This window comes from Geothrix alkalitolerans (assembly GCF_022808885.1).
Taxonomy (GTDB): domain Bacteria; phylum Acidobacteriota; class Holophagae; order Holophagales; family Holophagaceae; genus Geothrix; species Geothrix alkalitolerans.
Genome location: NZ_JAKZLE010000009.1, coordinates 47,078 through 70,508, shown reverse-complemented (window position 1 = coordinate 70,508; position 23,431 = coordinate 47,078). Strand labels below are relative to the sequence as shown.

At 70.0% G+C, this 23,431-nt stretch carries 22 protein-coding genes; 11 read left to right on the top strand and 11 right to left on the bottom strand.

What is annotated here, in order from left to right:
• The first annotated feature begins 109 nt into the window (after positions 1-109).
• The gene (locus MLJ35_RS15525; protein ID WP_243383902.1) at positions 110-1,627 is read left to right on the top strand and encodes a response regulator; all 1,518 of its coding nucleotides are present in this window, start codon (positions 110-112) and stop codon (positions 1,625-1,627) included.
• 42 nt (positions 1,628-1,669) lie between these two features.
• Positions 1,670-2,314: a hypothetical protein gene (locus MLJ35_RS15520; RefSeq protein WP_243322674.1), complete on the top strand. Its 645-nt coding sequence runs from the start codon at positions 1,670-1,672 to the stop codon at positions 2,312-2,314.
• Positions 2,315-2,382: 68 nt separating this feature from the next.
• On the opposite strand, the gene MLJ35_RS15515 is transcribed toward MLJ35_RS15520, so the two are convergent.
• Positions 2,383-3,288 (bottom strand): YoaK family protein, encoded by a 906-nt coding sequence (locus MLJ35_RS15515; RefSeq protein ID WP_243322675.1) that lies wholly within the window; start codon positions 3,286-3,288, stop codon positions 2,383-2,385.
• 124 nt (positions 3,289-3,412) lie between these two features.
• On the opposite strand from MLJ35_RS15515, the gene MLJ35_RS16060 reads away from it, so the two are divergent.
• The 3 genes from MLJ35_RS16060 to MLJ35_RS15495 all read left to right on the top strand — a co-directional run bounded on the left by MLJ35_RS16060 (position 3,413) and on the right by MLJ35_RS15495 (position 6,424).
• The gene (locus MLJ35_RS16060; protein ID WP_275976448.1) at positions 3,413-4,420 is read left to right on the top strand and encodes an asparaginase; all 1,008 of its coding nucleotides are present in this window, start codon (positions 3,413-3,415) and stop codon (positions 4,418-4,420) included.
• Positions 4,421-4,487: 67 nt separating this feature from the next.
• Positions 4,488-5,756, top strand: coding sequence for a serine--tRNA ligase (gene serS, locus MLJ35_RS15500; protein ID WP_243383901.1), 1,269 nt, complete (start codon positions 4,488-4,490; stop codon positions 5,754-5,756).
• Between the two features lie 29 nt (positions 5,757-5,785).
• Positions 5,786-6,424, top strand: coding sequence for an ATP-binding cassette domain-containing protein (locus MLJ35_RS15495; RefSeq protein WP_243383900.1), 639 nt, complete (start codon positions 5,786-5,788; stop codon positions 6,422-6,424).
• Positions 6,425-6,448: 24 nt separating this feature from the next.
• On the opposite strand, the gene MLJ35_RS15490 is transcribed toward MLJ35_RS15495, so the two are convergent.
• Entirely contained in the window at positions 6,449-8,353 is a 1,905-nt protein-coding gene (locus MLJ35_RS15490) for a peptidylprolyl isomerase (RefSeq protein WP_243383899.1), read from the bottom strand.
• A gap of 77 nt (positions 8,354-8,430) precedes the next feature.
• Here MLJ35_RS15490 and def point away from each other — a divergent pair, with 77 nt between their 5' ends.
• Together def and fmt are read left to right on the top strand one after the other, a co-directional pair.
• Entirely contained in the window at positions 8,431-8,934 is a 504-nt protein-coding gene (gene def, locus MLJ35_RS15485; protein WP_243383898.1) for a peptide deformylase, read from the top strand.
• A complete protein-coding gene (fmt, locus tag MLJ35_RS15480) occupies positions 8,931-9,851 on the top strand; it encodes a methionyl-tRNA formyltransferase (protein WP_243383897.1) in 921 nt (306 codons plus the stop codon). Before def ends, fmt begins: the two co-directional genes overlap by 4 nt.
• Positions 9,852-9,981: 130 nt before the next feature.
• On the opposite strand, the gene MLJ35_RS15475 is transcribed toward fmt, so the two are convergent.
• The 3 genes from MLJ35_RS15475 to MLJ35_RS15465 all read right to left on the bottom strand — a co-directional run bounded on the left by MLJ35_RS15475 (position 9,982) and on the right by MLJ35_RS15465 (position 14,250).
• On the bottom strand, positions 9,982-12,789 hold the full coding sequence (locus tag MLJ35_RS15475) for a tetratricopeptide repeat protein (RefSeq protein WP_243383896.1): 2,808 nt from the start codon (positions 12,787-12,789) through the stop codon (positions 9,982-9,984).
• Positions 12,790-12,860: 71 nt separating this feature from the next.
• Positions 12,861-13,277 (bottom strand): cytidine deaminase, encoded by a 417-nt coding sequence (gene cdd / locus MLJ35_RS15470; protein WP_243383895.1) that lies wholly within the window; start codon positions 13,275-13,277, stop codon positions 12,861-12,863.
• A 22-nt stretch (positions 13,278-13,299) separates the two neighbouring features.
• Positions 13,300-14,250, bottom strand: a complete 951-nt coding sequence (locus MLJ35_RS15465; protein WP_243383894.1) for a DUF58 domain-containing protein — start codon at positions 14,248-14,250, stop codon at positions 13,300-13,302.
• 204 nt (positions 14,251-14,454) lie between these two features.
• Here MLJ35_RS15465 and MLJ35_RS15460 point away from each other — a divergent pair, with 204 nt between their 5' ends.
• Together MLJ35_RS15460 and MLJ35_RS15455 are read left to right on the top strand one after the other, a co-directional pair.
• Positions 14,455-16,029, top strand: a complete 1,575-nt coding sequence (locus MLJ35_RS15460; protein ID WP_243383893.1) for an amino acid permease — start codon at positions 14,455-14,457, stop codon at positions 16,027-16,029.
• An 18-nt stretch (positions 16,030-16,047) separates the two neighbouring features.
• The gene (locus MLJ35_RS15455; protein ID WP_243383892.1) at positions 16,048-16,701 is read left to right on the top strand and encodes a riboflavin synthase; all 654 of its coding nucleotides are present in this window, start codon (positions 16,048-16,050) and stop codon (positions 16,699-16,701) included.
• Here MLJ35_RS15455 and MLJ35_RS15450 read toward each other — a convergent pair.
• Positions 16,698-17,978, bottom strand: coding sequence for a Kelch repeat-containing protein (locus MLJ35_RS15450; RefSeq protein WP_243383891.1), 1,281 nt, complete (start codon positions 17,976-17,978; stop codon positions 16,698-16,700). The genes MLJ35_RS15455 and MLJ35_RS15450 overlap by 4 nt on opposite strands.
• 130 nt (positions 17,979-18,108) lie before the next feature.
• The gene (gene smpB, locus MLJ35_RS15445; RefSeq protein ID WP_243322695.1) at positions 18,109-18,564 is read right to left on the bottom strand and encodes an SsrA-binding protein SmpB; all 456 of its coding nucleotides are present in this window, start codon (positions 18,562-18,564) and stop codon (positions 18,109-18,111) included.
• Positions 18,565-18,611: 47 nt separating this feature from the next.
• Here smpB and MLJ35_RS15440 point away from each other — a divergent pair, with 47 nt between their 5' ends.
• Entirely contained in the window at positions 18,612-19,268 is a 657-nt protein-coding gene (locus MLJ35_RS15440) for a DedA family protein (RefSeq protein WP_243383890.1), read from the top strand.
• Positions 19,269-19,288: 20 nt separating this feature from the next.
• On the opposite strand, the gene MLJ35_RS15435 is transcribed toward MLJ35_RS15440, so the two are convergent.
• From MLJ35_RS15435 to MLJ35_RS15425, 3 genes are read right to left on the bottom strand one after another with little or no spacing between them, the layout of a single operon-like run.
• Positions 19,289-20,197: a TerC family protein gene (locus tag MLJ35_RS15435; protein ID WP_275976463.1), complete on the bottom strand. Its 909-nt coding sequence runs from the start codon at positions 20,195-20,197 to the stop codon at positions 19,289-19,291.
• Positions 20,198-20,236: 39 nt separating this feature from the next.
• Positions 20,237-21,097, bottom strand: coding sequence for a M48 family metalloprotease (locus MLJ35_RS15430; protein WP_243383888.1), 861 nt, complete (start codon positions 21,095-21,097; stop codon positions 20,237-20,239).
• A gap of 14 nt (positions 21,098-21,111) precedes the next feature.
• A complete protein-coding gene (locus tag MLJ35_RS15425) occupies positions 21,112-21,417 on the bottom strand; it encodes an HPF/RaiA family ribosome-associated protein (RefSeq protein ID WP_243383887.1) in 306 nt (101 codons plus the stop codon).
• Positions 21,418-21,528: 111 nt separating this feature from the next.
• Between MLJ35_RS15425 and MLJ35_RS15420 the strand changes: the two genes are divergently transcribed.
• On the top strand, positions 21,529-22,431 hold the full coding sequence (locus MLJ35_RS15420) for a LysR family transcriptional regulator (protein WP_243383886.1): 903 nt from the start codon (positions 21,529-21,531) through the stop codon (positions 22,429-22,431).
• Between the two features lie 30 nt (positions 22,432-22,461).
• Here MLJ35_RS15420 and pip read toward each other — a convergent pair whose 3' ends face one another.
• Positions 22,462-23,424, bottom strand: a complete 963-nt coding sequence (pip, locus tag MLJ35_RS15415; RefSeq protein ID WP_243383885.1) for a prolyl aminopeptidase — start codon at positions 23,422-23,424, stop codon at positions 22,462-22,464.
• Positions 23,425-23,431: the final 7 nt, after the last annotated feature.

Sequence of the window (23,431 nt, the reverse complement as noted above, 5' to 3'; positions counted from 1 at the left end):
TCAGATTCCAGACACGCCTCCGGCCCATTCGCTTGCGTTGGAAGTGCAGATTTCTGGTAGCGTTGTGCCCAGCCACTCTTTCTTCCTCCCGGCCTCCCGAGGTAACCAGATGCCCCGCCTCCTCCTCGTGGACGACAATCCCAGCATCCACCGCATCGCCGAATCCCTGCTGGCTCCCACGGATGTGGAAGTGGTCTGCGTCGACTCCGCTGCCGAGGCCCTGGACCGGATCGCCCGGGGCGAACGGTTCGACGTGGCGCTGGTGGATACCGCCATGCCCGGCATGGACGGGTGGGCCCTGCTGGCCCGCATGCGGGAGATGGAGGCCACCGCCCGCCTTCCCATCGCCATGATGGCCGGTGTGCTGGACCCCGTGGACCCGGCCAAGCTGGCCCAGGCCCCCATCCAGGGCTTCCTGAAGAAGCCCATCGAGCTCCGGGAGCTGGCGGACCGCGTGAAGGCGCTGCTGGCGACCCCGGTCGCCTCCGCTGCGCCGGTGGCTGCCGCGCCTGCCGCCGCACTGGTTGCCGCCGTGGCCCCTCCGACGCAGGAGCCTGCGAAGACCGCCGAATTCGCCCGACCGGTCTTTCCGCCCGACCTCCCGCCTCCGGCGGTGGCGGCCGACTTCCCAGTTCCGGACATCAGCCTGCCAACCCTTGATGCGGGCCCCGAGCCTCCCCAGATCGCCCTCGTCGACACGGCCGAGGATGACCTGCTGGTCCTGACGGCCGAGGACCTCTGGCCCGAGGATGTGGCGGTCGGGGCGGCCCCCGTGCCGGCTCCTGAACCGATTCACGCACCGGTTCCCGAACCGATGGCTGTGCCGATTTCCGCCTTGGCCTCCGAACCCCCGGCTGTGGCCCAGGTCCACCTCGACCTGGAAGAACTGGACCTGGATAGCCTTCACGGCCTGGCCACCGAGTCGCTCCCCTCGCTGCCGGCCGCGATCCCTGCGGCGGCCGAGTCCCTGCCGGTCCCTCCGTCGCTTCCCCCGGTGGCTGCCTCGGTGCCGGAGCCCGCCCCCGAACCTGTCTCTGAACCTGCCCCGGCGGAGGCCCTGGTCGAGGAAAGCCTGCCGGCCTTCTCGGGCCTCGAGGCCCTCGACGACCTGGGAGGCACCCTCGAGCTGCCGCCCTTGCCCGAACCGCCCGCCGCGGCCGAGCGTCCTTCGGTCCTCCCTGCGGCGGGCGTCGCCTTCGCCGGCCTGGCGGCGGGAGCCGCCGGTCTGCTGGGGCGGTCGCAGGAGGCTCACCAGCCCGCTCCCGAGACCCCTCACCCGTCCCCTCATCCGGCCGCACCGGAGCCCCAGGCGGTCCCGTTCCTGGAGCCTCCCCTTCCGGCGCCCCCGGTCGCCGGGATTCCGCCGGTGGTCCCGTTCGCGCCGCCCGCTGCGCCAGTCATGCCCGTCCTGGCCGCCCCGGTGGAGGCGACCACTGCCGCGCCTGGGCAGGCGCCTGCCGCACCCGGGCAGGCAGCCCTCACGCCCGCCCAGGTCCAGGCGCTCCTGGCCGATCCTGCGCTGATGGATGCCCTGGTGAAGGCCCTGGTGGCCCGCATGGGCGATCAGGTGATCCGCGAGATCGCCTGGGAGGTCATGCCGGAACTGGCTGGAAGATTGCAAAGGTAGGTTCATGAACCGCCCTGCCACTTCGTCTTCCGGGTTCCTCCCATGATCACCGGCTACAACACCGATGTCCGCCATGGGAATCGCGTCTACCACGTGCAGACCGAAGACAAGGGCATGTCGAACCCCAAGATCGAGACCCTCATCTACGTGGGCGGCGAGATCCTGGACAACTACCGGTCCTCCTACGAGGACCTGATCTCGACCCCACCCGTGTCCGATGTCGCCGTCCAGGAGCGCATGGATGAGCAGCACCGGGCGGTGATCCGGGACATCAAGAACGGCAAGTACGACCAGACGCCGCCGGACCTGCTGGAGAAGCAGGCCTTCAACGACCGCCCCCTGGACCAGGCCATCCTCGAGTTCCTCCAGCTGGAGGGCGATGTGGACACGCTGGAGCTGGTGCTGGACCAGCCCCTGAAGCCGGCCTTCGGAGCCCCCTTCCGGGTGCGCCTGCAGGCCCGCCTCAGCCAGAGCCAGAGCCCCGTGGCCGATGCCGAGGTCTCGGTGAAGCTGGTGTCCAGCCTCAAGAAGGCCACCAGCCTCCTGAGCGGGCGCACGGCCAGCGATGGCCACTTCGACGGGGAGGTCCAGCTGCCGCCGAGCCAGCCCGGCCAGTGCGCCGTGGTGATCAGCTGCACCTGCGACCAGGGCTTCGACGAGCTGAAGGCGGCCGTGGTCGCGCTGTAGGCCGCATTGCAGGTTCCGCGGTCATCCACGTTGTAGCCAACGATCCGCCGCCCGGGGAGGGCCGGAGGTCACGGCGTCGTGTGGTCCGGATCCCACTGTCGGCGGAGGCGGTGCAGCAGGAGGCGCATCTCCAGCAGCAGGGGACGGGCCGCGAGGAAGCACAGGAACAGGGCCAGGGGCACCGTGACCTTGAAGCCGATGTGCCGGAACCCGAGGGCCCCCGACACGCCGCCGACGATGAAAGAGACCAGGATCAGCAGAAGCAGCGTGAGCTTCTGGCGGTTGGCGACGATGCGCTCCCGGCCGTGCCGGTGGTGGACGTTCACGTAGGTCAGGCGGCTCAGCTCGATGCCGATGTCCGTGACCGTGCCCGTGAGGTGCGTGGTGCGCACCGCGGCGCCGGAGATGATGGAGGTGACGGTGTTGTGCATGCCCATGATGAAGCAGAGCAGCATGACGGTGCTGGGCAGGGTGAACCGGATCTCCTGCTGGAGGCGGTTGCCCATGAGTCCGAAGACCATCATCAGAAGGGCCTCGAACACGAGGGTCAGTGCGTAGCGGCTGCGCATGCGCCGGCGCTGGCCGAAGCTGATCAGGGTGGTGCAGACGAAGGCCCCCGCCAGGAAGCTCAGCATCATGGCCAGCGCCGCCAAGGCGGTGGCCAGGTCCCCGTCGGCCAGCTCGTCGGCCATGGAGGACACCACGCCGGTCACGTGCGAGGTGTAGTGGCTCACGGCCAGGAAACCGCCGGCGTTCACCGCCCCGGCGATGAAGGCCATGGCCCAGGCCAGCTGACGGTTCAGGGTCTCAGAGCGCAGGGCCCCCTCGCGCACCAGGAGTTTCTCCTGGATGGGCAGGGTGGCGATGGCCGTCTCCACGGCCGTCTGCAGTTGCCGGCCGGACAGACGCCCCCTCAGCAGCCGCCGGAGATAGCGGCCCGCGATCAGCTGGAGGTAGCGGGGAATGCGGCGCATGAGCTGGCGAAGGTCCCGGTCCAGTTAACCATCCGGAAGGGGCGTGGGCCAACCATGGACCAGAGCATCGACGGTGCGCCGTGCCCGATGGAGAAGTCCGGCCCGTTTCGATTAGGGTGGAAGCATGCGGACGATCCTCCTTCTCCACACGGGTGGCACCCTGGGCATGATGCCCAGCGGGGAACCGGCCTCGCTGGCGCCGGGGCGATTCCTGGACCACCTGCTGGAGCAGGTGCCGGAGCTGGGCCAGATGGCGAAGCTCTCGGTGGAGGTGCCCTTCAACCAGGATTCCTCCTGCCTGGAGCCGGAGCACATCCTGGCGCTGGCCACCCGCGTGCGGGCCGCGGCCCAGGACTTTGACGGGTTCGTGATCATCCACGGCACGGACACCATGGCCTTCACGGCCTCATGCCTGGGTTTCCTGCTGGCGGACCTGGGCAAGCCCGTGGTCATCACGGGCAGCCAGCGCCCGCTGGCCTTCGTGCGCAGCGACGCCCGCAGCAACCTCGTCAACGCGGTGGACCTGGCCTGCCGCGGCATCCCCGAGGTGGGGATCTGCTTCGGTACCCACTGGATCCGCGGGGTGGCGGCGGACAAGCTGAGCGTCCACCAGTTCGAAGCCTTCCAGAGCCCGAACCTGCCGCCCCTGGCGGAGATCGGGGCGGAAATCCGCCTCCACCCCGATGTGGGCCAGTTCGTCCGCCAGGTGCCGGAGGGCGTGGGAGCGCGGCTGGATCTGGCCATCCACACCCTGACGCCCCACCCGGGCATGGCCTGGAGCCTGGCCCCCGCGGGCGCCAGGGCGATCCTGATCCAGGCCTTCGGCGCGGGCAACCTGCCCATGGGCCGGGCGGACCTCCGGGCCATGCTGGAGGACGCACGGCAGCGGCGGCTGCCCGTGGTGGTGATCTCCCAGTGCCCCTACGGCGGCGTGGACCTCTCGGCATACGAGCTGGGGCGGCAGATCGAGGCGATGGGCGCCATCTCCGGCGGCCTGCATACCCGCTGGGCGGCCCTGGCCAAAATGGGCCTGGTCCTGGGCACCGATGGCGGCATCGAGGCGGTGCGGGAGGCCTTCGGGGTGGCTTGGGCAGGAGAGCCCATGCCGGAGGGAGCCTGGGCGCAGGCCTGAGCCTCCTCCGAACGCGCCAAGGCCCGTTCGGAGCAAGTTAAACTGATCGTTTCCGGGAATCCCCACCATGATCGACGCCAACCTCCTGCGCAACGACCTTGACGCCGTGGCGGCCCGCCTGTCCGAGCGCGGCTACGCCCTGGATCAGGCGCGCTACCAGGAGCTGGACCAGCGGCGCCGGGCCGCGCTCCAGGAGGCGGAGGCCCTCAAAGCCGAGCGCAATCGCGTCAGCGAAGAGGTGGGTCGCCTCAAGCGGGCCAAGGAGAACGCGGACCACCTCATCGCCCAGCAGCGCGAGGTGGGCGACAAGCTCAAGGACCTGGAAGCGGCCGAGCGCGAGATCGAAGCCGCCTTCCGGGACTTCCTGGCCGGCATCCCCAACCCGCCCCACGCCAGCGTGCCCTCCGGACGCGACGAGCATGCGAATGTCGAGGTCAAGCGCTGGGGCCAGGTCCCCTCGATCGCCGCGCCGAAGGACCATGTGGAGCTTGGGACCGCCCTGGGCATCCTGGACCTGGACCGCGCCGCCAAGCTGAGCGGCGCGCGCTTCGCCGTGCTGAAGGGCCTGGGCGCCAAGCTGGAGCGGGCCCTCATCGCCTTCATGCTGGACCGCCAGACGGCGGCGGGCTACACCGAAGTGATTCCGCCCTACCTGGTGAACGCCGAGAGCATGTACGGCACGGGCCAGCTGCCCAAGTTCGAGCAGGACCTCTTCAAGACCTCGCGCGGGGACGGCGCGCCCCTCTACCTCATTCCCACGGCGGAAGTCCCCGTCACCAACCTCTACCGCGACGAGATCCTGCCGGCGGAGACCCTCCCTCTGCGGCATTGCGCCTTCACGCCCTGCTTCCGCAGCGAGGCGGGCAGCTACGGCAAGGACACCAAGGGCATCATCCGCCAGCACCAGTTCCACAAGGTGGAGCTGGTGACCTTCGCCGCCGCCGATGACGCGGAGGCGGAGCTGGAGCGGCTCACGGCCAACGCCGAGGCCATCCTCGAGGCCCTGGGACTGCCCTACCGCCGCGTGCTTCTCTGCACGGGGGACATGGGCTTCAGCAGCCAGAAGACCTACGACCTCGAAGTCTGGCTCCCCTCGCAGAATACCTATCGGGAGATCAGCTCCTGCAGCTGGTTCGGCGACTTCCAGGCCCGGCGCGCCAACATCCGCATGAAGGGCAAGGAGGGCAAGCCCGCCTTCGTGAACACCCTCAACGGCAGCGGCCTCGCCGTGGGCCGAACCTGGGTGGCCATCCTCGAGAACTACCAGCAGCCCGACGGCAGCATCCCGGTGCCCGAGGCCCTGCGGCCCTACCTGGGCGCCGAGGTGATCCGCTGAGGGAAGGGCCCGTCCTTTGCGCTGAAGGCTTGCGCCTTCAGCGCATGGGGAAGGATGTGCTCAGGGGTGTCTCTTTTTCCATTGCCCAGGGGGAAGCCCTGGGCGTGGTCGGCGCGAGCGGGGCGGGAAAGACCACCCTGCTGAATCTCGTGCTGGGTCTGCTGGAACCGACGGAAGGCCGGATCCTCCTGGAGGGCGCGCCCTGGTCGCCCCTGCCGGAGCGGGAACGGCGGGTCCGCCGGCCCCGGATCCAGGCGGTGTTCCAGGATGCGTTGGCCAGTCTGCCGCCCCACCGCACGGGCTGGGAGATCCTCCAGGAGCCCCTCGAGATCTGGAATCGGGGCACGGAGTCATCCCGCCGGGAGGCTGCGGCAGCCATGGCGGCGCGCGTGAGGTTCCCGGAGGCGGCCCTGGATCAGCGGCCCGGGGCCTGGTCCGGGGGCCTGGCCCAGCGCCTCTGTCTGGGACGGGCCCTCATGCTGGAACCGGTCCTGCTCGTGCTGGACGAACCCTTTTCGGCCCTGGATGCGACCCTGGCGAGCCACCTGCTGACCCTGCTCCTGGACCTCAAGGCCGAGGGCACGGCCCTCCTCCTGGCCAGCCACGATCAGGCGGCTGTGGAGGTCCTGTGCGATCGGGCGATGGAGCTGTCAGCTATCAGTCACTGACAGCTGACAGCCGATAGCTGTTAGCTACTCCTCCACCGGCACCTGCACGGCGCTGGCGTTCACGTAGATGCCGCCGAAGTGGCCCCAGAAGCTGCTGAGGCCCGGGCGCAGGCGGCCTTCCTGGTCCAGGGACTGGAGCTCGGCGGAGAGGAGCTTCTGGGCCTCGGAGGTCTGGACCTCCTGGATGAGGCTCCGGCGCTTTTCGAAGTCGAGGGCCGGGGCGGGCTCCCGCGAGACGATGCGGGCCGCCCAGAGCTTGCCGTCCGGAGCCCAGAGCAGGGGCGTGGTCTGGCCCACGGGGGTGTCCAGCAGGGCCTTGCGGATGCCGGGGTGGGACACCAGGTCGCGCAGGCCGCTGAGAGGGGCCGCAGCCTGGTCGGAGACGGGGCCCACGGCCTGGATGCCGCCGGTCTTGATGGCCTGCTCGGCCTTGGCCAGAGCCTGCTTGCGGGATTCCTCCAGGCGGTAGGCGGTCAGCACCTTGGCGCGGATCTCTTTGAAGGGCGGCACGGCCTCAGGCAGCTCCTCCTGCACGCGGAAGAGGATGTGGCGATCGGCGAACCGCATGGGCTTGGAGACCTCGCCCACCTTCAGGCGGAAGGCCTCGCCGGCGATCTGGGGCAGTTCCGGCAGGCCTTCGGACTGGGCGCCGGGCTCGTTGCTGAAGGGCTGGCTGAGCTGGGCCTGGCTGGCGAAGCTCTTGGCCGCGGCTCCGAGGTCGCCCCCGTTGGCGCGCTTGCGGATCTGCTCAAGGCGTTCCTGGGCGCGGGCGTTGAAACGGTCCTCCGAGATCTCGCGGGCCAGCTGGTCCTTGACCTCCTCGAACCGCTTCTCCCGGCGGCCTTCCAGCTTGATGAGGTGGACACCATAGACGGTCCGCACGGGCTGGCTGATCTCGCCGGGCTTGAGCGTCGCGGCGGCATCCGAGAAGGGCTTGACCATCTTCGAGGCATTGAACCAGCCCAGGTCGCCGCCGTTGCCCTTGGCGCTGGGATCCTCGCTGAGCTCCTCGGCGGCCTTGGCGAAGTCCTGCCCCTTCACGAGGCGCTCCCGCAGCAGCTCGGCCTTGGCCGTGGCCTCCTGGAACTGGGTGTCGCCCTCGGCCTTGAAGAGAATGTGGCGGGCCTTGAACTCGATGAAATCGTTCTTCCGGGCCTCGAAGGCGGCCTTGAGGGTGGCGTCGTCCACCTGGAGGTCCTTGCCCAGGGCGGCGCGGTCCACCGCCACGTACTGGATCACCCGGCGGGGGGGCTGGAGGAAGCGCTGGCCGCCGGCCTTGTAGAACGCCTCCAGGGTTGCGTCGCCGGGGTCGGCCACGGCGGCGGGGTCCACGGCCAGGGTGGCCTGCTGGAAGGCGACCTTCTCGTTGCGCAGCCGGTTCTCCACCGCCAGCCAGGCCTCGTCCACGGGCACCTGGACGGCCGCCTGCTGAATGAGCTTGGTGCGCAGCAGCTCGCTGCGCAGGTTCCGCTCCTGGATGGCCGGGTTGAAGCCGGTGTCCTGGAAGATCTGCTTCAGTTCCGCGGTGGACTTCAGGTTGCCGTTGGCATCCAGGAGGACGGGGTACTGCTTCAGGAAGGCACGGAGACGGGCGCCCACCTCTTCATCCGTCACCACCACGTGGTGCCGCTCCGCCAGCTCCTCCATGAGCTTCTGGTTCATGAGGTCCTTCAGGGCCTGGGACTGGACGAAGGGCTTGAGGGCCTCGGGGCTGGCCTGCTTGCCGTAGCGCTGGTAGAGCTCCTGCATGTGCTCGGCCAGGTCGCGCAGGAGCACCTCGCGGCCGTAGACCCGCGCCACGACGGTATCCGGCGTATCCACCCGCCCGGAGGGGGCCAGATACGCCACCAGGCCCAGGAGGACCACGATCATGACCGCCGCCATGGGCGTGCGGTTGGATTTGAAGACCTGGCGGAAGGAACGCAGCATGCGGGGCTCCGGGGTACGGACCTCTCAGATTACCCCGGGAACCCCGATGGATTACACTGGAATGCTGGAGCGAATGCATGGCCGTCCTGCCCGTACTGACCTGGGGCGATCCCCGATTGAAGAAGAACAGCGAGGATGTGGGGGCATGGACCCCCGAGCTGGAACAGCTCGTGTCCGACATGTTCGAAACGGCCCTCGACGAGGAAGGTGTGGGCCTCGCGGCGCCGCAGGTCGGCGTGAACCTCAACCTGGCCGTCATCGACTGCTCCTGCGGAGAGGATCCGGCCCAGAAGCTGGTTCTCATCAACCCTGAGATCGTCCGGACCGAGGGCAGCCAGGTGGGGCCAGAGGGCTGCTTGTCCATTCCCGGCATCCGGGAAGTGCTCGAGCGCCCCCAGAAGGTGGCCATCCGCAACCGGGCCAAGGACGGCAGCTGGCACGAGCTGGAGGGCGAGGACCTGCTGGCCCGGGCCTTCTGCCATGAGATCGACCACCTGCGCGGCCGGCTCTTCGTGGAGTACTTCGGACCGGTCAAGCGCCAGGTCATCCAGCGCAAGTACCAAAAACAGGCCCGGGGATGACACGCATCGCGTTCCTTGGCACCCCCCGCGCGGCCGTCCCGGCCCTGCGGGCCCTGGCCGAGGAAGGCATTGAGGCGGTGTTCTGCAATCCCGACCGGCCTTCGGGCCGGGGGCGCCACCTGGAGGCCCCGCCCGTGAAGGGGGCGGCCCTGGAGTTGGGCCTGCCCGTCCACCAGCCCCCGACCTGGAAGGCGCCGGAGACCCGCGAGCTGTGGGACTCCCTGAAGATCGACCTCGCCGTGGTGGTGGCCTATGGCCATCTGCTGCCCGGCTGGATGCTGGATTCCTGTCCCAACGGTGTCTGGAACCTGCACTTCTCCCTGTTGCCCCGCTGGCGGGGCGCGGCGCCGGTGAATCACGCCCTCCTGGCGGGGGACGAGGAGACGGGTGTCAGCCTCATGCGCCTCACCCCGGGGCTGGACGAAGGGCCCATCCTGGCGCAGTCCCGCCGCGCCATCGGCCATGGGGACACGGCCGAGAGCCTGCTGGCCACCCTGGCGGAAGACGCGGCCGAGCTGCTCATGGATCAGCTGCCCCTGCTGCTCTGCGGCTGCGGCCGACCCGTGGAGCAGCGCCACGAGGAGGCCACCTACGCCTCGAAGCTCCGCAAGGACATGGGCCACCTCGACTGGCACCGCCCGGCGGCGGAACTCCACCGGCAGGTGCGGGCCCTCTGGCCCTGGCCGGGATCCGAGCTGCAGCTGGAGGGTCAGCCCCTCAAGGTCTGTGGCGTGGGGGCCCTGCGCACCTGCTACCGCGACCCGGGCCAGCTCCTCTGGGGTAAGGAGGGCGCCTGGCTCACCACCCCCGAAGGCGCCCTGGAGCTCACCCAGCTCCAGCGTCCCGGCAAGCCCGTCCAGCCCGCCCTCCAGGCCCTCCAGCCCTGGGGCGCCAGCGGCAGCCGGGTAGTGAGCTAGCTCACGCCAGGCCCGAGGGGAAGCGGGTGGGCAAGCAGGATGAAAGCCCTCGCCCGGCTTCGCTGGGCGGGGGCGTGGGGGACCGGGGGTGTGCGCGCAGCGAAGCGGAGCGCGGGTCCCCCGGAAAGCGTCAGGCCAGTCTCGCGGCCACGTCGCGGTAGTCGGGGTCCATCTCGTGGACGGCCTTGAACTCGGCGGCGGCGAGGGCGGTCTGGCCCTGCTGGAGGTAGATCTCGGCCAGGTCGTAGCGGAGGCCGATGCTGTCCTCGGGCGGGAAGCCGGGGGCCTCGACACCCTGCCGGAGCCAGTCCACGGCGGCCTGGAGATCGCCCCGGCTCTGCTCGCAGATGCTGAGCATGGAGCAGCACTCGAGGGTCCGCTCGGGGTCGCCCATGGCGATCTTGAACTCCTCGATGGCGGGGTCGATGAGCATCATCTCCTTGTAGGCGATGCCCAGGTTGTAGTGGGTGTCGTAGTCGTCGCCCTTGACCTGCTTCTCCACGCCCTCGCGGAAGGCGCTGAACAACTCGTCGACGCTCTGGATCTTCTCCACCACGTGGGTGGCGTCGTGCATCTCCTCGCCCTCGCCCGTGTCCAGCAGGGCGGTGCCGAGCACGTCCGTGAGGTCGAAGAAGGAATTGGCGAAGTCACCTTCCTCCAGGGCGCTGGCCTTGGGGGCGTGGCCCAGCTTCTGGAGGGCGATGGAGGCCCGCTCCATGCGGGCTTCCAGTTCGGGGTGCCCGGGGAACTGTTTGAGGGCGGCCTGGATCTCGACTTCCGCCTCCTCCGGGCTTCCGTAATCCAGCTGGAAGTCGATGTCGCCCAGGAGGCCGCCCAGCTCATCCGGCAGGGCCGGCTCCGCCGGGGGCGCCCAGGGCTCTCCGGCCGAGAGCGGCGGCAGGGCCTCGACGACCTCCGGTGAGAGGACGCCCGTGGGCATGGGGGGGAGCTGCAGCGTGGGGGAGGAGACGGCTTCCGATCCGGCGCTCAGGTCGGACAGAGTCTCGTCCATCCAGCTCAAGTCGGAGGCGTCGAGCGCAGCAGGCGGGACCGCCGCCGCTGTGGGGGCCGAAGGCAGGGCCGCGGCCGGGAGGATGGGCTCCGGCAGCACGGGCAGGCCTTCACCCAGGGGGATGGGCTCCCGTGAGGGGGTGCGCGGCTGCTTGGCCGGCGGCGCCGGAGCAAGGTCGGGAAGCTCCAGCTCGATGGGCTGTTCCAGGGAGAGGGAGGGCTCGGGCTGGGGCTCGGGCTGGGGTTCTGGCAGGGGGATGGGAGCGGGGGCCGGAGCGGGCGCGGGAGCGGCGAGGGGGATGGCCGGTCGCGGCGGCGGCGGGGCCGGCGCAGGAACCGGCGGAGGGGGCGGAGGCTCGGGCAGGCGGGCGCCGGGCTCGGGCAGGCCCAGGGTCCGGCGGTGGATGCGGGTCGATCCCGGGAAGAGCTGCTCGGCCATGTCCAGCAGCTGGGCGGCCTCGCGCTTCCTGCCGAGCTGGTTGAGGGCCTGGGCGCTCTGCACGTACTGCATCTGCACCTTGGTGAGGTGCCCGGTGGTCCGGTGCACGGCGACGATGGCCTCGATGATCGCGAGATCCGATGGATCGAGCTCCAGGGCCTTCTTGTAGCTTTCCACGGCGCGGTCGTGGCTGCCGCCGCGCAGCAGGGCCTCGGCCTCCCGGGAGAATTGCTCGATGCGAAGGCGTCGGACGGGATCCAGCTCCGTGTCCCCCCCGCCCTGAAGGGTGGTCTCCATGATCGCCGGAGCCTGGAAGCCCGCGGAGGAACCGGCCTGGAGCGGGCTGGGCAGCGGCGCCGAGGCATCGGGAACCACGCCCAACCCGCGGAGCTGGTTGGCGAGCTGTCCGATCTGGGACTGGTCATTGGCCTGGTGGGCCAGACTGTACGCATTCTGCAGGGCATGGACCTGGTCGGCCCGGTTGCCGCTCTGGTGGGCGATCTCGGCGAGCAGCACCCAGGCCTCGAGGCTCATGGCGCTCTGCATGGCCCCACGGAGACTGCGGCCGACGATGTCGCCGGAACCCCGGCGGGCCAGTTCGCGGGCGATGGGCGCGAACAGCAGGAGGCCTTCGTTGCCGCGGTCGGCGTTCACCAGGTTGCGGAGGGCCTTCTCGGCCAGCGGAAGGGACTTCTCCGGGAGCTGGGCGATCTCTCCCAGGGCCTCCAGGGCGCGGTCGGGGTGTCCGCTGCGGAGTTCGATCTCCGCCAGGGCTTCCAGCAGCTCCGTATCGCGCGGGTTGCTGGCCAGCCCCTCACGCAGGTGCTGGGCGGCGAGGGCATAGTCGCCCTGGATCACCCCCAGCCGGCTCTGGGTGAGGAAGACATGCGGCGTGGAGATCATCGACTTGGCGCGCTCGAGGATCTGGTTGGCCTCCCCGTGCATCTGCTCCATGGCCAGGGACTCGGCCACTTCCAGGTAGATGCCCGCCGCGCGGTCCTTCATGCCCTCCTTGTTGTAGAGGTCGGCCAGCTTGACCTTCATCTTCAGGTTCTTGGGGTCGAGGTCGACGACCTTGTTGAATTCCTCCAGGGCCCGCTTGATGAGGCCCTTCTTCTGGAAGTGCTCGGCCACCTGCAGGTGGACCTTCACCGCATCGGTGACCTTGTTCATCTGGCGGTAGAGGTCCGCCAGGCGCTGGGCGGCGTCGATGTCCTCCGGTGCGTTGCGCACCACCTTCTGGAAGATGGCGGCGGCCCGGGCGTGGAAGCCGTCCCGCTCGTAGGACCCGCCGAGCCGCTTGTGGATCTCCACTCCTTCCCGGGACCGGCCGATCTGCACGTAGAGGTCGCCGATCTGGTTCAGGGTCGCGTAGTCCTTGGGGTTGTCCTCGACGAGCTTGTGGAACTCCTCGATGGCCCGATCGACCTTCCCCGCCGTCAAGAGCTTGTCGGCTTCCTTCTTGACTTTGACGCGATCAATGGCCATTCACTTCCTCAAGATGCCTGACGGTTCGGAAAGTGTAGGCGGCGGGGGCCCACTTGGATAGATCCTGTGGTCTAAGTGAAGTTGCGCCCTGTGAAGCTGTGGGGCAGCAAGTCCTCCAGGCGGTGAAGCTCGCGGCCATGGCGGTTGGCCAGGAGGATCGGCAGCCGCTCGGCGAACTCGGCCAGTGCCTGCCGGCAGGCGCCGCAGGGCGGCGTCAGCATGTCCACGTCCGTCACCACCACGGCGGCCACCAGGCCTCCCGGGCGCAGGCCGGCGGCCACGGCCGCGCTGAGGGCCCCCCGCTCGGCGCAGAGGGTGACGGGGTAGGCGGCATTTTCCACATTGCATCCGGCCACGATGTCGCCCGAGGCGGTCAGCAGCGCCGCCCCGACCTGGAAGTGGGAGTAGGCGGCGTGGGCATTCGCGCGGGCCTTCCAGGCCGCCTCCAGCAGGGGCGTCCAGGATGGGGATTGGGGATCGTCGAACACCGGCGCCTCCGTCACGTTCAGATTAGCGGAGGTTCTCGGGGGCCGCTGGGTCTCCGGAACCCTCGGCCTGGGCGAGGGCCAGGGCGCGCCAGCAGGAGGTATGCCCCCGCACCTCCCGGGTCTCCAGGGGGCCCTGGAGCTCCAGGCTGACCTCCCGCTTCTGGAGGCGGGCCTGGAGCACCGCGCCGGAGAGGCGCTCCAGCTCCCGCTCGAAGGGCCGGCCCGGGGTCCAGGCGGTGAGGTCGAGCCGCAGATGCAGGCCCTGGGGACGCTCCTCGTGGAAGGTGCGCACCCAGAGCTGGCTCCGCTGGGCCGTGCGCTTCCAGTGGACGCGGCCTGGGGGATCGCCCGCCCGCCAAGGGCGTGCCCCCTCTGGGCTGCTGGTTCCCTCCTGGGTGACGGTGCGATGGCCCTCGCCCCGCCATCCCACCGGGGAGGCGGGCGGGGTGCGGGGGTGGGGGAGGATGAGCAGGTCCTGATCCAGGTCGATGAAGCGGGCCTTCTCCACCAGGCCGAAGGGGAAGCGGGTGCGGAGCTCCAGCCGCCGCGCCTTCGTCCAGCCCCGGTGGCCCGCGCGGGCCTGGAGGACCACCAGGATCTCGCCATCGGAGGTGGACCGGCCCAGGAAGCCGGGCTCCACCTGGCCGTCCTCCAGGGTGAGGTGGAGTTCCAGGCCCCGGATCCGGCCGCGGCCATGGTTCCGGCCCTGGTCCTGGAGGCGGAGCCGGAGGCCGCCCCGGACGCGGGCGAAGAGGTTGCCCTCCTCGAGGCTGGCGATCCGGAGGCCCTGGAGGGCGCGGCGGCTCAGGACCCCTGAGACCAGGAAGAGGCCCAGCATCAAGGAGAACACCAGGTAGAGCAGGTTGTTCCCGGTGTTCACGGAGAAGGCGCCCACCGCCAACAGGGCCAGCAGGCACTGCACGCCCAGCCCCGTGAGGGAGAGCCGGAGGCGGCGGTCGTTCCAGAGCCTCACGCGGCACCTCCGCCTAATGCACGCGTCGCGTGCTCCGGCGCGCTCCGCTTGCCGAGGCGGAGCCTCCCTGCGCCCCGCCCATCGGGCTTCGGCTGCGCCAAAGTGGCACTTCGCTCCTGCTTCGTGCTCATGGCTCCAGCCTACCCCGCCATGGGATCGGAAATCCGCCTGCTAGCATGGTCCTTCATCCCCACAAGGCCCCCCATGCTGGAACGTGTCCTTCGCACGAAAACCCTGGAGCAGCTCCGCGCCAGCGCCGAGGAGCCGGAGCACCAGCTCAAGAAGAACCTGGGGGCCTTCGACCTCACCATGTTCGGCATCGGCGCCATCATCGGGGCGGGCATCTTCTCCAGCATCGGCACCGCCGCCGCCGGGAACATGGCCGACGGGCGCCTCCCCGCGGGACCGGGCCTGGTCCTCAGCATCCTCATCGTGGCGGTCATCTGCGGCTTCACTGCCCTGGCCTACGCCGAGATGGCGTCCATGATCCCCGTGTCCGGCAGCGCCTACACCTACGCCTACGCCACGCTCGGCGAGCTGATGGCCTGGATCATCGGCTGGGACCTGCTGCTGGAGTACGCCATCTCCAACGTGGCGGTGGCCATCTCCTGGGGCGACTATGCCCGCAGCTTCCTGTCCACGGTGCTCCATGTGGACATCCCCGGCTGGCTGGGCATGGACCCCCGCAGCGCCCTCAAGCTGGTCCAGGGGGTGCCGGCCATGGACCTGGGCGCCAAGCTCCAGGCCCTGGCCCAGGCCAAGGCGGGGCTCATCAGCGGCGGCGCCACCTTCGCCAACTGGGAGGTGCTGAAGGCCGCGCCCACGGTGGCGGGCTTCCCCATCACCATCAACTTCCTGGCGGTGATCATCACCACGGTCATCACCTGGCTCTGCTACATCGGCATCAAGGAGAGCGCGCGGGTGAACGGCGTCATGGTGGTGATCAAGGTGATCATCCTGCTGGCCGTGGTGGGGCTCGGCGTCAAGTTCATCAGCCCGGACAACTGGCATCCCTTCGTGCCCCACGGGTTCCGTGGCATCCAGGCCGGCGCCGCCATCATCTTCTTCGCCTTCATCGGCTTCGACGCCGTGAGCACCACGGCCGAGGAATGCCGCGATCCCGGCCGCGACCTGCCCCGGGGGATCCTGGGCTCCCTGGTCATCTGCACCGTCATCTACGCCGCCGTGGCCCTGGTGGTGACAGGCATGCTGCACTACACGAGGCTGGGGGGCATCGCGGATCCCCTGGCCTACATCTTCACCCAGCACAAGATGGCCGGCATCGCCGCCGTCATCAGCTTCGGGGCCGTCATCGCCACCACCGCGGCCCTCCTCGTCTACCAGGTGGGCCAGCCCCGCATTTTCCTGAGCATGAGCCGCGACGGCCTGCTCGGATCCTGGTTCGGGAAGGTCCATCCCCGGTTCAAGACTCCCTCCACCGCCACGGTGTTGACGGGTTTCCTGGTGGCCATCCCGGCCGCCCTGCTCAACATCGATGAGGTGGTGGAGCTGGCCAACATCGGCACCCTCTTCGCCTTCGTCATCGTCTGCGCCGCCGTGCTGATCCTGCGGAAGCGCCGGCCCGAGGCTCCCCGGAAGTTCGTCATGCCCTTCGCCTGGATCGTGGCGCCCCTGGGCATCCTCGGCTGCTTCTGGATTGCCAGGGGCCTGCCCGCCATCACCTGGTACCGCTTCTTCGGCTGGCTGGGCATCGGGCTGGTGATCTACTTCTTCTTCGGCTCGCGGAACAGCCGCCTGGAGTCGCCAGCTGCGCGATGATGGATCCGGAGCTGTCCCATGTTCACCGGTCTGATCCGACATCTCGGCACCCTTGACTCCCGGTCCTCCCGGGCCGGCGGGGCGCGCCTGCGCATCGCGGCCCCGGCGGACCTGCTGGCGCGCGCGGAGCTGGGCGCCAGCATCTCCGTGAACGGTGCCTGCCTCACCAGCGTCGCCGTGGACGGCCGGGCCTGGGAGGCGGACCTCAGCGAGGAGACCTTGGCGAAGACCACCCTGGGCCGCCTGCCCCTGGGCGCGACCCTGCACCTGGAGCCGGCCCTGCGCGTGGGCGATCCCTTGGACGGCCACCTGGTCTCCGGCCACGTGGACGGCGTGGGACAGCTGCTGGCGCGTCCCCAGGTCCAGGGCGGCGTGGCGGAAGGCATCTGGCGCTTCGCCATGCCCCCGGAGCTGGCGTCCATGACCGCTGCCAAGGGCTCCATCGCCGTGGAGGGCATCTCGCTCACGGTGGTGGACTGCGGCACGGACTGGTTCACCGTGGCCCTCATCCCCGAAACCGTCACCCGCACCGCCCTGGCCACCATGCGCCCCGGCGACCCGGTGAACCTGGAGGTTGACCCCATCGGCCGCTTCGTGGCCCGCGCCATGGCCCTCCGCGCCCGCGACGAGAAGCTCGCGCGCTTCGCGCAGGGCGGCTGGGACAGAGCCTAGTTCAGGGGTCCCAGGTCCTTGGCGGGATCGTAGGCGAGGGTGCCCAGGCCGTCGAAGAGGTAGCCCTTTCCTGAGGCCGAGCCGGCGCCGTACTGGGCCAGGGGCCTCGGCAGGGGGGCGCCCTGCGTCCAGGTCCCGCTCCCGGGGTCGAAGCGGTACACCGTGGTGAGGGCCGGCTCAGCGTTGGCGCCTCCGAGCACCACCACCTGGCCGCCGAGGGCCAGGACGGCGTGCTGGTACACCCCGGAGACGGCCGGGAGGGGCGGGGCGGAGGACCACGTGTCGGTGGCGGGATCGTAGACATCCACCCGCGCCAGCCAGGGGTTCACGGTCCCCCCGGCGTACCCGCCGACCACGTAGAGCTTTCCGTTGAGGGCGCAGGCGCTGGCCCAGGACCGGGCGACGGGGAGGGGCGCGCAGGTGATCCAGGCGTCCAGGACGGGGTCATAGGCCTCGACTGTGGTGAGATCCATGCCCTGGTTCCCGCCCGCGACGTAGAGGCGGCCGCCCAGCTCGCAGCCGAAGGCACCCTGCCGTTCGGTGGGCAGGGGGGCCACGGTGGTCCAGAGTCCGGCGGCCGGGTCGAACACCTCTGTGGTTCGGCTCAAGCCCCCGGCGGCCACGTAGATCTTCCCGCCGATCACGCCCGCCACGGCCGGATCGCGCGGCATGGCCAGGCTGGCCCGGGCGGACCAGAGGCCCGTCGCGGGATCGAAGGCCTCCACGGTGGTGAAGTGGTTGCCGAGGGAGTCTCCCCCGCCGAGGACGTAGATCACGCCACCCACCGTGGCCGTGGCCACGCGGTAGCGGGGCGTGGGCATGGCTGGCAGGGCCGTGTAGGGGACGGGTGCCACCCGGAAGGTCCCGTTCAGGGCCTGGGAGGCCGACGCCTGCTTGTCGGAGGCCGTGATCTGGAAGCTGAAGGTGTCTGCCTGGGTGGTGCCGATCGTCACCTGGCCGAAGAGGCTGCCGTGGGTCACGCCCGTCACGTCCGTGATGGGCTCGCTGATGGACTGGATCGTGGTCCCGGCCCCGTTCTTGATCACGAGGTTCACGGTCGAAAGGTCGCCCCCCATGTCCGTGAAGTCGAAACTGGCGGATACGGTGGCCGTCCCCCCGCCATGGCCCTGGTACAGCGCGGTGGGGGTGACCGAGAGGTTCGAGATCGTCGGCGGATGAGAGGAGGATCCGCCCCCCGATCCACCCCCGCCGCACCCCACCCAACCCAGGACGAGGACGGAGAGGATTCCCTGGAGAGCGACCGATGCGTGTCTCATGGCTGCTCCATGTGCCGCCTGCGCGGAGGGGACTTCACCGGGCCCAGTGTCGTTCCGCGCTGCGGGCCGGGCACGGGAAACTGCGTCCCCCGGGCAGGGGACCGGCACCTCCATTAAAATTCTCTGGCGCCTACTCCCGGGCGCCCTTGCGGATGCGATCCATCTCGCGCTTCTGTTCGCGGGCCTTCAGGGCCTCGCGCTTGTCGCCCACGGCCTTGCCCTCGGCCAGGGCCACCTTGACCTTGATCGTTCCCTTTTCATTCAGGTAGATGGCCAGGGGGATGATGGTGAGGCCCTTGCGGACGACCTTGGCGGTCATCTTGGTGATCTCGGCCTTGTGCAGCAGCAGCTTGCGGGGGCGCAGCGGGTCGTGGTTGGCGTAGGTGCCGAACTCGTAGGGCGAGATGTGGGCCTGCTTGAGCCACAGCTCCCCGGCCACGGCGTCCACGTAGGCGTCCTGGAGCTGGCCCAGGCCCGCCCGCAGGGCCTTCACCTCCGTACCCTGCAGGGCGATCCCCGCCTCCCAGGTCTCCAGGACGTGGTAGTTGTGCAGGGCTTTGCGGTTGCGGACGAGGTCTTCGGACATGACCCCAGTCTATCCGCCCGGTACACTCGTCCTTTTGGGACGCCGCCATGCTGCAGAAGCTCCTCGCCCCGATCATCGCCTGGATGGTGGCCCTCATGGCCGCCATGGGGCCCCTGGGCGTCATGCTGCTCATGGCCATCGAGAGCGCCTGCATCCCCCTGCCCAGCGAGGTCATCATGCCCTTCGCGGGCTACCTGGCCTTCCAGGGCAAGCTCACCTTCCTGGGCATCGGCGCCGGCAGCCCCGCGGGGCAGATCTGGATCGCCGGGATCTTCGGCGCCCTGGGTTGCAACCTGGGCAGCATTCCCGCCTACGAGGTGGGCGCCTGGGGCGGCCGGCGCGCCATCGAGAAGTACGGCAAATACATCTGGCTGCACACGGGCCACCTGGACCAGGCCCACCGCTTCTTCGAGCGCTTCGGCTCAGAGGCCATCATCATCGGCCGCCTGCTGCCCGTGGTGCGCACCTTCATCGCCCTGCCCGCCGGCATCGCCCGCATGAACCGCACCCGCTTCCACCTCTACACCTTCGTGGGCAGCCTCCCCTGGTGCCTGGGACTGGCCTGGGTCGGCTACAAGCTTGGCGAGAAGTGGAACACCCTGGGCCAGTACTTCCACAAGCTCGACGCCGTCATCGGCGCGCTCCTCGTGGCGGGCGTGGCGTGGTTCGTGTACGACCACCTCAAGCACCGGTCCAAGGGCTGAGGCCGCCGGGATCGCAAGGCTCACCGGGCCTCCGCCTCGCGGCGCGGGAACAGCCTGGAGGCCAGCATGGCGCCGCCGATCAGGCCGGCGATCACCCCGAGGCTCCAGACGACGGGAACCTTGTAGACCTCGGAGAGGAGCATCTTGGCGCCGACGAAGACCAGCACCAGGCTGAGGCCGACCTTGAGGAGATGGAACTTCCCCACCACCCCGGCGAGCAGGAAGTACAGCGAGCGCAGGCCGAGCATGGCGAAGATGTTCGAGGTGAACACGATGAACGGGTCCTGGGTCACCGCGAAGATGGCCGGCACGCTGTCCACCGCGAACACCAGGTCGGTCAGCTCCACGGCCACCAGCACCATAAGCAGCGGGGTGGCGAACCGGCGGCCGCCCTGGACCACCGTGAAGGCGGGCCCGTGGTAGCCCTCCACCGCCGGCACCAGCCGGCGGAACAGCCTGAACACCGGATTGGCGCGGGGATCGAAGGTCTGGTCCCGGAGCAGCAGCATCTTGAGGCCGGTGACCATCAGGAAGGCGCCGAACAAGTAGATCACCCAGTGGAAGCTGGCGATCAGGGCCGAGCCGAGGGCGACGAAGACGGCCCGCATGAGCAGGGCGCCCAGGATGCCCCAGAACAGCACCCGGTGCTGGTAGGTGGTGGGCACGGAGAAGGCGCCGAAGATCAGCACGAAGACGAAGATGTTGTCCACGCTGAGGGCCTTCTCGATGAGGTAGCCGGTGAGGAAGGCCATGCCCCGCTCCGCGCCGAAGCCGGCCCAGAGGAGGCCATTGAAGGCCAGGGCGAGGGCCACCCACACCGCGCTCCAGATGGCCGCCTCCTTCACCGAGACGGCGTGGGCCCGGCGGTGGAACACCCCCAGGTCCAAGGCCAGCATCCCGAGGACGAAGGCCAGGAAGCCGGCCCACATCCAGAACGAACCGATGGATTCCACGTCGTCTCCTTTGGCCTAGGCGGCGCGATGGCGGATCGGAGCCATGGCCCGCAGGCGGGCCACCCGGTCCTCGATTGGGGGGTGGGTGCTGAACCAGCGCAGGAGTCCGCCGCCGGCGAAGGGACTGGCGATCATCAAGCTGGCGGTCGCGGGCTCGGCCGTAGGCCCCTGCCGCTCGGGATCCTGCCCCCGGCCGAGCCTCAGCAGCGCCAGGGCCAGCCCCTCCGGGTCGCCCGTGAGCCGCGCCGCGCCCTCGTCAGCCAGGTACTCCCGGGATCGGGAGATGGCGAACTGGATCAGCGAGGCGCCGAGGGGCGCCAGCAGCGCGAACAGCAGGCCCCCCAGCGGGCTTCCGCCCTCCTCGTCCTCCCGTCCGCCGCCGAGCAGGGCGCCCCACTGCACCCCGTGGGCCAGCAGGCTCACTGCTCCGGCCAGGGCGGCCGCCACCGTGGCCACCAGGATGTCGCGGTGCACGATGTGGCTGAGCTCGTGGGCGATGACCCCGCGCAGCTCCCGGCGCGGCATCGTCCTCAGGATCCCCTCGGTGAAGGCCACCACGCCGTGCTCGGGATTCCGCCCCGTGGCGAAGGCGTTCGGGGCGTCGTCCGGGATCACGTAGACCCGGGGCTTGGGGATGCCCGCCTCGGCGGCCAGCTGGGCCACCTCACGGTGGAGCCAGGGCATCTCCTCCTCGGGCATCTCCTCGGCGCCCTGCATCCGCAGCACCAGCTTGTGGCTCCAGAAGTAGGCGCCCAGGTTCAGCGCGAAGGCCGCGGCGATGGCGAGGGTCAACCAGCCCGTGCCCATCCGGGCGCCGAAGGCCACCAGCAGCGCGGTGACCAGGCTGAGCAGCAAGAAGGTCTTCAGGCGGTTCATGGGGTCTCCTCCGGTCAACCGAGGGGCCGGTCCAGGGCGCGGTCCACGGCGCGGCCCAGCCGCCGGGACGCGGCGTCAACGGCGGCGTAGAAGTCTCCGGCCACCGCCTCCACCACCTGGCGGGGGCCGCCGCGCAGCTCGAACTCGATCCGGCAGCGCTTGTCCAGGCCGCCCCGCGGCCCGTTCTCGTCGCGCATCCGCACCACCAGCCGCAGGATCCCGTCGGCCCGGCGGGCGATGGCGCTCCCGAGCCGCCGCTCCAGGTGGGCGCGGAGCGCCTCGCTGGTGGTGAATCCGGAGCTTCGAACCTCGATCCTCATCGTCCTCCTCCCTGGCGCCCGTGGGCGCAGGGACAAGATGCGGCCTGGAATAAGTTTCATCAAATTTATAATTTATAAAAAATAGTTTCATTTTCTGGATATATTTCCGGCATGGCCTGGCTGAACTACCACCATCTCCTCTACTTCTGGACGGTGGCCCGCCTGGGCTCGGTGCGCGCGGCCGCCGAGGAGCTGAGCGTCAGCCAGCCCGCCCTCAGCACCCAAATCCGCCAGCTGGAGGAGCGCCTGGAGGAGCGGCTCTTCGAGAAGGACGGGCGCCGCCTCCGGCTCACCGAGGCCGGTCGCCTCGCCTACCGCTACGCCGACGAGATCTTCACGCTGGGACGGGAGTTCCAGAACGAGCTCAAGGGCCGGCCCACGGGGCGGCCGCTGCGGCTCGTCGTGGGCGTCTCGGACGTGCTGCCCAAGCTCATGGTCCACCGGCTCCTCCGGCCGGCCCTGGGCCTCGAGGAGCCCCTGAGGCTCTCCTGCCGGGAGGACCGCCTGGGCGAGCTGGTGCAGGCGCTCCTGGCCCACGAGGTGGACCTGGTGCTGTCCGACGTGCCCTGTCCTCCGAGGACCGCGCCCCGTGCCTTCAACCACCTCCTGGGGGTCTGCGGGGTGGACCTCTTCGCGGCGCCCGGCCTCCTCAAGCGCCACCGGGGGGCCTTCCCCGCGGCCCTGGACGGCGCGCCCCTCCTCCTGCCAGCGGAGGGTACCGCGCTCCGCCGGGACCTGGACGCCTGGTTCGAGCGCCAGGGCCTGAGGCCCGTGGTGGCGGGGGACTTCGACGACAGCGCGCTCCTGAAGACCTTCGGCGCGGAGGGGGAGGGCTTTTTCACGGCGCCCGCGGCGCTGGCGGAGGAGGTCTGCCGCAGCTACGGCGTCCGGCGGGTCTGCGGCCTGGAGGGCCTGCAGGAGCGCGTCTACGCCATCAGCGCCGCGCGGCGGCTGGTGCATCCGGCCGTGGTCGCCATCCTGAAGAACGCCAAAGAGGAGGTCTTCCCCGCCTGACCCGCGCTGGGGGAGGCGGGATCCGGAGCCTCAGCCGGCGAATCGGTCCGTCGCCGCCACCAGAGCCCGGGAGATGCCGGGCTCGTAGGCGCTGTGGCCGGCGTCGGGGACGATGACGAGGTCGGCCTCGGGCCAGGCCTTCGACAGGGCCCAGGCGCTCTCGATGGGGCAGACCATGTCGTAGCGTCCCTGGACGATGGCGCCGGGGATGCCCTTGAGCCTCCCCGCATCGCGCAGCAGCTGGGCCTCGTCCATCCAGCCTTTGTTCAGGAAGTAGCTGCACTCGATGCGGGCGAAGGCCAGCGTGGTGGCCTCGTCGCCGTAGGAGGCGATGAAGTCGGGATCGGGGATGAGCTTGCTGGTGGCCCCCTCCCAGATGCTCCAGGCCTTGGCGGCGGGCAGGTTCACGGCCGGGTCGTCACTGAGCAGGCGCTTCGCATAGGCCTGCAGGAAGTCGCCGCGCTCGGCCTCGGGGATGGCGTCGCGGTAGGGCTCCCAGGCGTCGGGGAAGATGCGGCTGGCGCCCTCCTGGTAGAGCCAGTCCACCTCGCGCTGGCGCAGCAGGAAGACGCCGCGGAGGATCAGCTCGGTGACGCGCCCGGGATGCGTCTCGGCGTAGGCCAGGCCCATGGTGGCGCCCCAGGAGCCCCCGAAGACCATCCAGCGCTCGAGGCCCAGCTCCACGCGGATGCGCTCGATGTCTGCCACCAGGTCCCAGGTGCCGTTCTCGCGCACCTCGGCGTAGGGCGTGCTCTGCCCGCAGCCGCGCTGGTCGAAGAGGATGATGCGGTACGTCTCCGGGTCGAAGTAGCGCCGGTGCTTGGGGCTGGTGCCGCCGCCGGGCCCGCCGTGGAGGAAGATGACGGGCTTGCCCTGGGGGTTGCCGCTCTCCTCCACATGCAGCTCGTGCAGGTCCGACACCTTCAGGCGCAGCGCCCGGGTGGGCTCGATGGGCGGGTAGAGCCAGCTGACGGGATCCTTGCGCAGCGACATCGGGACT